Here is an 11,606-nt window from a genome sequence, read left to right on the forward strand (position 1 = left end):
TGGACAAGGTTACGGAAAATTCAGCGAGCCATGCTCAAGCAAGGACGGCAAGGATGCCGCATTCGCTTTCCGTCCCGGGAAACGCGCATGCTACACGGACAGGAATGAATGAGCAAGTCTTCTAGCGATGGTGACGGAGTGCCCGCAGGCTGAGCCACACGCCCATGAGGTTGAACAGCCCGAACAAAAGAAGCGTGTAGCGCATGGCATGAAGAAACAGGTCGGAATTCTCATGCGTCACGGCGGTGTCTCCCATGAAAAGACCTATCATGCAGGCCATGACGATATGACTCATGAGCCCCCCCATGGTTCTCAGACAGCCGAGCAGCCCGGACGCCACGGAAAGATTCTCTCTGGGCACGTTGCCCAGCGTGGCCGTCATGTTGGGAGCCACAAAGAACGCCGCCCCCGTGCCGAGCGCAGCCTGGCTGATCACGACCTGCCATACGGAACTGTTCTGATCAAGCAGCATGAGACTGAGTATGCTCAGACCACACACCGCCATGCCCGACGTGGAAATGACTCCCGGGCGATATCTGTCGGCCAGCCGTCCGGCCAGAGGAGAACAGAACGTCTGAAAAAGACTCTGCATCATGAGAATCATGCCCGCATGAAAGGCATTCATACCGAGCACCTGCTGAAGATACAGAGAAAAGAACAGAGACAGTCCCTGAAAGGATCCGTAGTTGATGAAGGTTGCCGCCATGCCGTCGGGCAGCCCGGGCACTCTGGAAAGAATTTTCAGGTCGAACATGGGGTCGGAAGAATTCCATTCTCTGCGAACGAAGGCCATCAGAATGACGATGCCCACGGGCAGCAGGCCGACGACGGCAGGATGCAGGAATGTGCAGGTTGCCCCTGCGGTCACGCAGAAAAGCCCTGCTGCACCAAGCAGCGCGCTGCCCACGTCGAGCGAACGTCTTGAGGCTGCTCTCGGCTGATCGGGAATGACCCTTGCCAGAAGCATGAGCTCCACCAGTCCCACGGCAGCCACGAGGAAGAATACCGAACGCCAGCCGGCGAACTCCGCCAGCCCTCCGCAGGCCAGCGGTCCTATGGCCAGCCCGAGATATACGGCCGACACCACGATGCTTATCACCTGTCCGCGAATGTTTGCCGGAGCCAGCGTGACACTCAGCGTCGTTACCGTACAGGCAATGGAAGCAGCCGCCACGCCCTGTATAAAACGCAGCGGAATGAGAACAACCATGGCCGGAGCAAGCCCCATGAACACGCTGAACAGAAAAAAGCCGCCAAGTCCCGCAAGCAGCGTTCTCTTGACGCCGAACATGTCGGCAATGCGACCGCTCAACATATGGGAAATGGACTGACCAAGGTTATAACATACCATCACAAGGGAAAGCATGACGGCGGGAGCCCCCAGAGACTCTCCTATGGAAGGAAGAATGGCGGCCACGCCGCTCATGAGAAACGGAGCAAAAAGGTTTCCGGTCCACAGAGCGGCAATAATGGTCTTCAGCCTCAGGGGAGACGAGGAATGTTCTGAGCTGGACATGACGGACCTCCTGAGAGAAACCTACGCCAAACCTCGCAGGGAGAAAAGAAAACGACATTTTTTTGTGAAATTCAGATCAATGCATATTCTGAACCAGACAGGCCCTCAATGACTTTCGCATTGGAGGCGTGCAAGGCATCCGGGGGCATCAGCCGGAAGCCGCATCTTCCTGCTGCGCGCTCCCGCCGCTTCTGACGAACCGACCGCAACCTGTTCTTACAACAAGGCGTCCTGAGCACCATCGAAACCGCCGGACAGCGAACCTTCTGTCAGACACAGAGCCCCCGCTCCCTCTCGCACATACAATAGAAAGACCATGTACGTACATCTGCAACGAGGCTGGCACCTGAGAAATAAATGAACGTATAAAAGCATCTCAGAAAAAGACGCTCCGGGCAGCGCAGCTCAACGGGCAGCTCAGAGACACAACCACTCGAATGCCGAACGCAGAAAGTTCGGGACCCCAGACAAAAAAACGTCCGCCTCTCACACCGCGTTTCTCAAAAAAAAGAACGGCGTATGCCTCAGGTCTCTCTCTGTTCTGAAACATACGCCGTATGCATGCCTTCCCGAAAGGGAAGGTCCGGTTCCGTTCCGGGCGAAACGAAGCCGGAAAAATATTCCGCATCATTTTCACGATGCATTCATACTGCTCAGTTGTCGGAGCATACATTTTTTTCCATAAAAAACAACGAGAAAACGGTTGCCGAGTCTTGAAAAATATCCGTCGGGCAGTTTTTCCGAAGGCTCTCCCATGGTTTGGCTTCGGAGCATGTCATCCAGCACCAGTCATGGCATCATGCGTTCTGTCTCCATGCAAAGAGCGGTCGTTCCAAAAAGAAACGACCGCTCTTTCGATATCCGGCTTCGACATGACCGGTTTTTCTACGATACTTTCTGCTCCTTCTTTTCATCCATGACCAGAGGAAGCAGTTCACCTATGGTGCTTACAGTATGTATCTCTATCCTTCGACGCAGGTCGGCAGGAATTTCCTCAAGATCCTTGACGTTCTGCGTCGGAATGACGGCTCTTTTCAGGCCTCTGGCCACAGCGCCGAGAATCTTTTCCTTTATGCCGCCCACGGGAAGCACCCGTCCGCGAAGCGTGATTTCACCGGTCATGCAGGTATCGCCGCGGACAGAACGACCGGTAAGCGCCGACACAAGGGCCGAAACCAGGGTCACGCCTGCGGAAGGCCCGTCCTTGGGCGTCGCCCCGGCAGGCACATGAATATGAATGTCCAGTTTCTGAGAGAAATCCGGGTCTATGCCCAGTTCTCTGGCATGGGAACGCGCATACGTCACGGCGGCCTGAGCGCTTTCCTTCATGACATCGCCGAGCTGACCGGTCAGAAGAAGTCCGCCCTTCCCTTCCATGGTACTCACTTCCACGTGCAGCACCTCACCTCCGGCCTGCGTCCAGGCCAGGCCCAAAGCGACGCCGGGCAGAAGTTCCTTCTCCTTTTCCTCATCGAGGAATCGAGGAGCTCCGAGCAGACGAGCCACAAGCGCAGGAGTAACCACAAAGGGAGGCTTGTCCCCCTCGGCCTTGCGTCTGGCCAGCTTCCGGCATATGGAGCCGAGCTCACGCTCAAGTCCACGCAGACCGGCTTCTCGCGTGTACCCGCGAATGACGCGCGCAATGGCCGCATCGCGAAACACAATGTCGGCTTCCTTAAGACCGTTTTCAGCAATCTGCCTTTTCAACAGATACTTGCGGGCAATGGCCAGCTTTTCCTGCTCGGTGTATCCAGAAAGATGGATGATCTCAAGTCGATCCAGAAGTGCTGCCGGAATGGTGTCGAGCTGGTTGGCCGTGCAGAGAAACAACACCTTGGAAAGGTCAAACTCCAGATTCAGATAATGATCGCTGAAATGAGAATTCTGTTCAGGGTCCAGAGCTTCCAGAAGCGCCGAGGCGGGATCGCCGCGGAAATCATTGCCGAGCTTGTCGATTTCATCCAGCACGATGACCGGATTGCGGGTTCCGGCCTGGCGTATGGCCTGTATGATGCGACCGGGCATGGCACCGATGTAGGTGCGTCGATGACCGCGGATTTCCGCCTCATCCCTCATGCCGCCGAGGGATATGCGCTGAAACTTGCGTCCGAGAGCTCGTGCTATGGAACGGCCAAGCGACGTTTTGCCCACGCCTGGAGGCCCGACAAAGCAGAGCACGGGGCCCTTGGAGTCCGGATTCAGCTTGCGTACGCTCAAAAATTCCAGAATGCGGTCCTTCACCTTGTCAAGACCGAAATGGTCTTCGTCAAGAATGGCGGCAGCCTTCACGATGTCCAGCCTGTCGCGGGACATCTTCTTCCACGGAAGCTCGGCAAGAAGATCCAGATAGGTGCGGACCACGTTGGCTTCGGCGGAATCTCCGTGCATGGAAGCAAGACGACGAAGCTGCTTGTCGGCCTCCCGGCGTGCATCCGGGGGCAGAGAAGCCTTTTCAAGCGCCTTTCTGAGATTTTCATTCTCGTCGTCCGCGTTTTCGCCGTCTCCGAGCTCCTTGTGTATGGCCTTGAGCTGTTCGCGCAGAAAATAGTCCTTCTGCGCCTTGTCCATGCCTTCCCGCGCCATGCTCTGAATACGCGCCTGCATGGCGGCGACTTCCACTTCACGGATGAGATGCTCATTGACAAGGCGCAGACGCTCCACCGGATCGAGACATTCAAGAATCGCCTGAGCCTCATCAACGCGAAGCCGCATGTTGGCCGCGATGATGTCGGCCAGTCTGCCGGGCTCGTTGACGGAATTGAGCACGTTCATGATTTCCCCGGAGGGAAGTCCGCGAAGATGCAGAATCTTGTCGCTCTGCTCCCGCGCGGACCGCATCATGGCCTCAAGCTCCACCTCGGAAACGTCCCCGCGCTTCTCGTCGAGAACCTGCACCCGTGCGAGCAGAATGGAACCGTCGTTGTCGAACTCCTCCACATGGGCCCGCGTCAGCCCCTGAACCAAAAGCTTCACCTGACCGTCGTTCATCTTGATCATGCGCAGAATCATGACCACGGAGCCGACGTCGTACAGTTCCTCGGGCGAGGGCTCCTCGGCCGAGGCGTCGCGCTGGGCGCAAAGCAGCAGATACCGGTTGCCGTTAAGCGCGAATTCCACGGTTTCCATGGCTTTCTCGCGATTCTCGAACAGCGGGACTATCATGGAGTTGAACACCACGCTGTCGCGCAGAGGAAGCACCGGCAAAACGGAAGGAATGGCGGGGGCAAGCTCGTCGCTCTCGCCGGAGGGGTCATCCCCGGAGTCTCCTTCCTGTTTTCCCTGCCCTTCCCCGGAGTCGCGTCCGGAGTCATCCGAAGCTTCGGCCCGAACTTCCACAGGGGCGGAAAGTTCCGAATCCTGTTCCAGCAGGTCTTTCTTGTCTTCTTCCGGCATTGCGGAAGGCGTCTTTTGCGTATTGCTCATGCTATCCTCATTCGGGCAGATCCCGTACATTCCTTTTCGTCACTTCAGGCGGCAATCACGCATCATGCTGAATGCGGCGTCGGAAGTGATGATCACATGATCGTGCAGGAACAGGCCCAGCTGCCGGAGCGTCAGGGCTATGCGTCCTGTCAGAGCCCTGTCCTCCTGTGACGGCATGTATGTGCCGCCAGGATGGTTGTGCATGAGAACAAGGCTGCTTGCACGGCTCTTTATCATGAGTTCCACGACCTCGAGAGGCTCCAGAGACACATGATCCATCGAGCCATGACGAATCTTTTTAAACATAAGCAGTCTGTTCTGTTTGTCCAGAAGCGCAGCCCACACTTCTTCCTCTGCGCAATGCTTCAGCCGCCTTCTGCCCATTTCCACGATGTCGGGCAGCGTAATGGCCTGCTTTTGTTGTACGTTGCTTTGCGATACACGGGCAATGATTTCCCGGAGAAGCACAAGAAAACTATCAACGGCCGGTCCGCACCCTTCCACCTCGGCCAGCTCTTCCGAAGAGGCGGAAAGCAGTCCGTCAAAACAGCCGAAGCGGGCGAGAAGCCGCTTGGCAAGCAGCTTGTTGTCCCGGCGCATATAAACGCACCCGAGCGCAAGCTCAAGCAGCTCGTAATCGGGAAGCGCCGCAGGATCGGAAAGAAAACGCTCGCGAAGCCTCTTTCTGTGGCCGGCGCGAAGATCAGCATCGGAATGGGGCGTACCGTCCTTCATGGTGTTCAGCGCCCCGAATGCTTTTCTCCACGGGGAGAGGAAAAGACAAGAGAAAGGGAAGCCGTCAGCTCTTCCATGGCCTGAAGCGGCTGCCGCGCGCCGCTCTTCACGGAGAGCTCGGCTTCTTCAAGAGCGGCAAAGACTCGACAGAGTCCTTCAAATCCAAGACGGGCGGCAAGCCTCCGCTTCTCGTTTTCCAGAAACTGAGGGACGAACACTCTGTCGCCGGCATTCATCTGCCAGAGAATGCGAGCCTCCCGGGCCATGAGCGTAAGAAGAGGAAAAAGCAGAGATTCTCCGCCGTCCCCCTCCCTCAGGAGCACCTTCCATACGGCGCGGGCGTTGCCGTTCTCAAGCTGACGGATGACGTCGAATATGACGGCATCGGGCGTGAATTCCGTCATCTGCCGCACGAGATCCGCATCCACGGAACCGTCGGTCGAAGCGAGATAAAGCTGCTCCAGAACGCCGCGAATGGCGGCAGCGTCGGGAATGAGCATTTCCGAAAGTGCGTTGAGTGCATCGGGATTCAAGCGCAGTCCCACGGCGGCAGCCTGCTTCTGCACATACTGCCGCAGCGAACGGACGTCTATGCCCATGGAACGCCATACCCATTTGCGGCTTTCGGCAAAAGCGAGGCACTTGAGCTTTGCTACATGGGCAGGAAGCTTCGGTTGCCCTTTTTCCCAAGGACATTCAAGACAGAACACGGGCAGAATGCCGGGCCGGGGCGTGCCGAGCAGCGATGAGAGCTTTTTCCACACATCCGCCGGAAGCTGGTGCGCACCGCGCACCACGAGCACCCGACTGCGTCCGTCCATGCCGAGAAGCGTGAGGGCATCCCAGAATCGACGATCCAGCCCCTCGTCTCCCCAGAAGGTATGAACATCTGGCCCGGGCGTCCCGCTGTCGCCGGACGCAAGAGGAGCAACAAGCTCCCTCTCCACGTACTCTCGCAGCAGAGCAGCATCGGGACATATGCAGAAAAAGAAGCCCGGCCTGTCCATTCTCTTCTCCAGAATGCCGGCGTCAGAACTTCTGCTGCATACGGTCGAGAGCCCGGCGCAGCGCTTCCTTCAAACCATCGCGAATGGCGCTGGCCTCGTCCACGGTTTCAAACTTGTCGTTGTACGAAATCACGCCGGAACGCCAGACCACGGCGCCGGTTTTTCCGCTGCGGACGATAAGCTCAACCTGCACGACGGTATCGCTGAGCAGCGTATTGTCTACCCAGTTGGAAACGGAGGAGCGCACGCGGAAGCCCGGCATATTAATGCTGAGCAGATAATCGGCGCTGCCGCTGTCCACCCAGCGAGCAAGACGGCGCAGGTTCACCTCGTCGCGTACAACGCCGCGCAGGTAATACTGCACCCAGGGATACATGGTGACCTGATCCACCTTGTCTATCTTGAGCGTGCTGTTTCCGTCGCCAAGTATGCTGACGGCGCGAGAGCTGCTGGTGGAATAGCCGTCCAGGCTGTAACCGCAGCCGCCGGCAAACAGACTCAGGCAGCAGACAGCAGCCGCAAGCTGTCCCTTCCAGGTTCCCCTTGGTCTTATCATCAGACATTCCTTCATGGCGACGAGTATGCGGAGTCTCCACGGTTACCGTCACAGAACGGTCTGTCGGAGACGCCGGAAAGACTTTTCTCCCTGAACGAAGAGAAAAGTCTCTCCGTTCCCGGCCTTCCCGCACAAGGCGGGAAGGCCCTATATTCCAGTCTCGCGGTGTTATCCCGCGACGATGTTGACCAGTTTGCCGGGGACCACGATGACCTTGCGCACCGTCTTTCCGGCAAGATGATTCTGAATGGAACGCTCGGCAAGCGCGGCCTTTTCCAGTTCCTCACGGGAAGAATCGGCAGGCACTTCCACCTTGCCGCGCAGCTTGCCGTTGACCTGTACCACCACAGTGATCACGTCCTTCTTGAGCGCGTCCCCGCTCCATGCAGGCCAGCGCACGTCATCAAGGGAATCGGCATGACCGAGCTGCTGCCAGACTTCCTCGCACATATGAGGTGTGAAGGGGAAAAGCATGACAAGCACCGTGGCCATGGCAGAAGACAGCGCGGTGCGGCCTTCCTCCGTGGCGGAAAGTTCCTCGCGGTACTGGTTGACGGCGTTGACGAGTTCCATGATGGCGGCAATGGCCGTATTGAACTGATTGCGCTCGGCGATGTCCTCGCCCACCTTCTTCACGGTGGCGTGTTCGCTGAGCCGCAGAGCGCGGATGGCGTCGCTCGCTGCGGGAGAGAGATCGGAGCAGGCGTTCACGGGCTTCAGTATGGACTGCATCTCGGAGAACATTCTCCACACGCGGCTCACGAAACGATAGGAACCTTCAATGCCGCTGTCGCTCCAGTCGAAGTCGCGTTCCGGCGGCGCCGCAAACAGGCAGAACAGACGCACGGTATCGGCGCCGTATTTCTTCACCATGGCGTCGGGGTCCACGATGTTGCCCTTGGACTTGGACATTTTGCTGCCGCCGAGCAGAACCATGCCCTGCGTGAGCAGATTCTTGAAGGGCTCATCCATGTCGGCAGGCAGATACCCGAAGTCTCGCAGCATCTTGGTGAAGAAGCGGGAATAGAGAAGATGCAGAATGGCATGTTCCACACCGCCTATGTACTGATCCACGGGCAGCCAGTACTTGAGCGCCTCCATGTCGAAAGGCGCGTCGTCCTTGCGGGCGGAGGTGTAGCGCGCAAAATACCAGGAAGACTCCACGAACGTGTCCATGGTGTCCGTCTCGCGACGGGCAGGGCCGCCGCAGCAGGGGCACACGGTTTCCACGAAGGAAGGCGTTTCGGGCAGAGGCGAACGGCCGTCGTCGCAGGTCTTCACGTCGAGCGGCAGACGCACGGGCAGATCTTCAATCTTGACCGGCTGCACGCCGCACTTTTCGCAGTAGACCACGGGAATGGGAGCACCCCAGTAACGCTGACGGGAAATATTCCAGTCGCGCAGACGGTAGTTGACCGTAGCACGCCCCTTGCCCGTTTCTTCCAGCTTTTTGATGATGGCGGCCTTGCCTTCTTCATTGGGCATACCCGTGAACTCGCCGGAGTTCACCAGAACTCCGGGCTCGACATAGGCTTCCGTCATGGTTGCGGGATCAAGTTCCCCGCCTTCGGGACTCACGACCACCTTGATGCCGATGCCGAACTTGCGGGCAAAATCAAAGTCGCGCTGATCGTGCGCGGGCACAGCCATGACGGCACCGGTACCGTAGTCGGCCAGCACGAAGTTGCCGAGCCAGATCGGAATACGGTCGCCGGTAAAGGGATTGAGGCAGTAGGCTCCCGTGAACACGCCGTCCTTTTCCAGCGTTTCGGACTGGCGGTCGAGGCGATCCATGTTGCGGGTGCGCTCGATGAAAGCGCGTATTTCGGCCTCATTCTCACGACCGGCAATGAGGGATTCCACAAGCGGATGCTCGGGAGCCAGCGTCATGAAGGTCACGCCGAACACCGTGTCGGCACGGGTGGAGAACACCTTGATCTCGCCCTCACGACCTTCCAGCTTGAACACGATTTCCGCACCGGTAGAACGTCCTATCCAGTTGTGCTGCATGGTGAGCACGCGGGACGGCCAGCCGTTTTCCAGCTTCTTGAGGTCGGCAAGCAGATCATCGGCATATGCCGTGATGCGGAAGAACCATTGAGTAAGATCCTTCTGCTCCACTTCGGAATCACAGCGCCAGCACTTGCCGTCAATGACCTGTTCGTTGGCGAGCACGGTATGGCAGCTCGGGCACCAGTTCTGCGGGGCCTTCTTGCGGTACACAAGCCCCTTTTCCAGGCACTTCAGAAAAAATTCCTGTTCCCAGCGATAGTATTCGGGACGGCAGGTCGCAATTTCCCTGCGCCAGTCATAGGAATAGCCCATGCGCTTGAGCTGGGCGCGCATGTTGTCGATGTTGGCGTAGGTCCATTTTGCAGGATGCGTGCCATGCTTGATGGCGGCATTTTCCGCGGGCAGACCGAAGGCGTCCCAGCCGATGGGATGAAGAACGTTGTAGCCCTGCAGACGGCGGAAACGGGCCATGACGTCGCCTATGGAATAGTTGCGGACGTGTCCCATATGAATGTTGCCCGAAGGATACGGGAACATTTCCATAAGAAAATACTTGGGCTTGGAAGAATCGACATCGCAGTCGAAAGAGCCTTTTTCAGCCCATATCTTCTGCCATTTTTCTTCCAGCGCATGAGGGTCGTAACGAGACGAAAGTGCCATTTTTATTCCTTGAAAACTTCGGGCTTGCGCCCGCTGTGCATATCGGGAAAATACCTGCCTGTACCCGGCCGTCAGCCGCGGATGCGAAGCTCTCCCTTGTCCACGGCCCGGCTCACCGCATCGAGAATTCCGTTCACGAAGGTGTGAGACCGGGAATCGCCGTACTGCTTGTCGAGCTCAAGAGCTTCGTTCATGGAAACCTTGGCCGGCACGTCGGCTCGATACAGCATTTCATACACGCCGAGACGCAGCAGATTGAGCTCAACGCGCCCCACGCGATCAAGCCGCCAGTTGCGGGCAAAACGTTCGATGACGGCATCGAGCTCATCGCGATGCTGCCATACGCCGTACACGAGCTCCCACGCAAAGCCGGAAGGCTCGCCCTCCTGTTCCAGGGCCTCGTCCTGACGGGGCACGGCGAGAAAGGCGGCCTTAAGCTGTTCCACGGAAGCGCATTCCAGAAATTCCTGACCGTACAGGGCCTGAAAGGCCAGCAGACGCTGAGCGCGACGGGAGGGTTCTTTCGCACCCATTACAGCTGCTCCATGACGCGGATGGTTTCCACCACAGCGGCGGCGGTTTCCGCGCCCTTGTTGCCCACGTGGGCGCCGGCGCGCTCAATGGCCTGTTCCAGAGTGTCGCAGGTCAGAAGGCCGAAGCCCACAGGAAGTCCCGCCTGCAGCGACACCTGAGCGATGCCCTTGGAAGCCTCGGCACAGACATAGTCGAAGTGGGGAGTGCTGCCGCGAATGACCGCTCCAAGAGCGATGATGCCGCTGTACTGCGAAAACGCCGCCAGCTTCTTGCACACGATGGGCAGTTCATAGGCTCCGGGAACGCGTATCACGGTGATGTCTTCCTGAGAAGCCCCGTGACGGGTCAGATAGTCAATGGCGCCTTCCACCAGATGCTGAACGATGAAATCGTTGAAACGCGACGCCACAATGGCGATCTTCAGGCCCTGGGCATTGAGCTGTCCTTCTATGGTCTTGACGGAATACATGATTTCCTCACTCTGTCTTGGGGCATACCCGCCGAAGCAGGTGGCCCATTTTTTCTTTCTTCGTCAACAGGTAATCTTCATTGTAGCGGCCGGGCTCCTGCTCGATGGGCACCCGCTCCACGATATCAAGCCCGTACCCCTCCAGTCCCACGATCTTGGTGGGATTGTTGGTCAGAAGACGGAGCTTGCGAATGCCCAGATCCACCAGAATCTGGGCGCCGACGCCATAATCGCGCAAATCGGGACGGAAGCCAAGACGAATGTTCGCCTCCACGGTGTCCAGCCCCTGTTCCTGCAAAGCATATGCCTTTATCTTGTTGGCCAGGCCTATCCCCCGGCCTTCCTGGCGCATGTAGAGCAGAACGCCGCGCCCTTCCTTTTCTATCTGGCAAAGGGCTGCGGCAAGCTGTCCCCCACAGTCGCAGCGCATGGAGCCGAACACGTCGCCCGTCAGGCATTCACTGTGCACGCGGGCGAGCACAGGCTCATCCGTGGTCACATCACCTTTCACAAGCGCCACGTGCGTGCGTCCGTCCACAGAATTTTCATAGGCAATGATGCGGAAATCCCCATACTTCGTGGGCATGGAAGCTTCGGCGGCACGCTTGACGGCCACCTCTCCGTGCTCCAGCCTCCAGCGGATGATGTCCTTGTTGGCGGCGATATGCAGATTGTGAGCGGCCGCGAATTTCT

The 11,606-nt window shown here is 57.9% G+C and carries 9 protein-coding genes; all 9 read right to left on the minus strand.

The genetic code is table 11. From position 1 onward, the window contains the following. Positions 1–121 precede the first annotated feature (121 nt). A complete protein-coding gene (locus Q0J81_RS04285) occupies positions 122–1,516 on the minus strand; it encodes an MFS transporter (protein WP_294446202.1) in 1,395 nt (464 codons plus the stop codon). 885 nt (positions 1,517–2,401) lie between these two features. Beyond that, entirely contained in the window at positions 2,402–4,909 is a 2,508-nt protein-coding gene (gene lon, locus Q0J81_RS04290) for an endopeptidase La (RefSeq protein WP_366937513.1), read from the minus strand. Between the two features lie 69 nt (positions 4,910–4,978). Then, a complete protein-coding gene (radC, locus tag Q0J81_RS04295; protein WP_294446204.1) occupies positions 4,979–5,674 on the minus strand; it encodes a RadC family protein in 696 nt (231 codons plus the stop codon). Between the two features lie 5 nt (positions 5,675–5,679). Then, a complete protein-coding gene (locus Q0J81_RS04300) occupies positions 5,680–6,681 on the minus strand; it encodes a DNA polymerase III subunit delta (RefSeq protein WP_294446205.1) in 1,002 nt (333 codons plus the stop codon). A gap of 22 nt (positions 6,682–6,703) precedes the next feature. Then, positions 6,704–7,237, minus strand: coding sequence for an LPS assembly lipoprotein LptE (locus Q0J81_RS04305; RefSeq protein ID WP_294446206.1), 534 nt, complete (start codon positions 7,235–7,237; stop codon positions 6,704–6,706). Positions 7,238–7,405: 168 nt separating this feature from the next. Further along, positions 7,406–9,910, minus strand: coding sequence for a leucine--tRNA ligase (gene leuS, locus Q0J81_RS04310; RefSeq protein ID WP_294446207.1), 2,505 nt, complete (start codon positions 9,908–9,910; stop codon positions 7,406–7,408). Between the two features lie 71 nt (positions 9,911–9,981). Beyond that, complete coding sequence (nusB, locus tag Q0J81_RS04315; protein WP_294446208.1) at positions 9,982–10,443, minus strand: transcription antitermination factor NusB; 462 nt, start codon at positions 10,441–10,443, stop codon at positions 9,982–9,984. Then, complete coding sequence (ribE, locus tag Q0J81_RS04320) at positions 10,443–10,913, minus strand: 6,7-dimethyl-8-ribityllumazine synthase (RefSeq protein ID WP_294446209.1); 471 nt, start codon at positions 10,911–10,913, stop codon at positions 10,443–10,445. The genes nusB and ribE overlap by 1 nt, the downstream gene beginning before the upstream one ends. A gap of 7 nt (positions 10,914–10,920) precedes the next feature. After that, the coding region (ribA, locus tag Q0J81_RS04325) for a GTP cyclohydrolase II (RefSeq protein ID WP_294446210.1) at positions 10,921–11,606 on the minus strand (686 nt) is incomplete at its 5' end.

Source organism: uncultured Mailhella sp. (assembly GCF_944324575.1).
Lineage (GTDB): Bacteria > Desulfobacterota > Desulfovibrionia > Desulfovibrionales > Desulfovibrionaceae > Mailhella.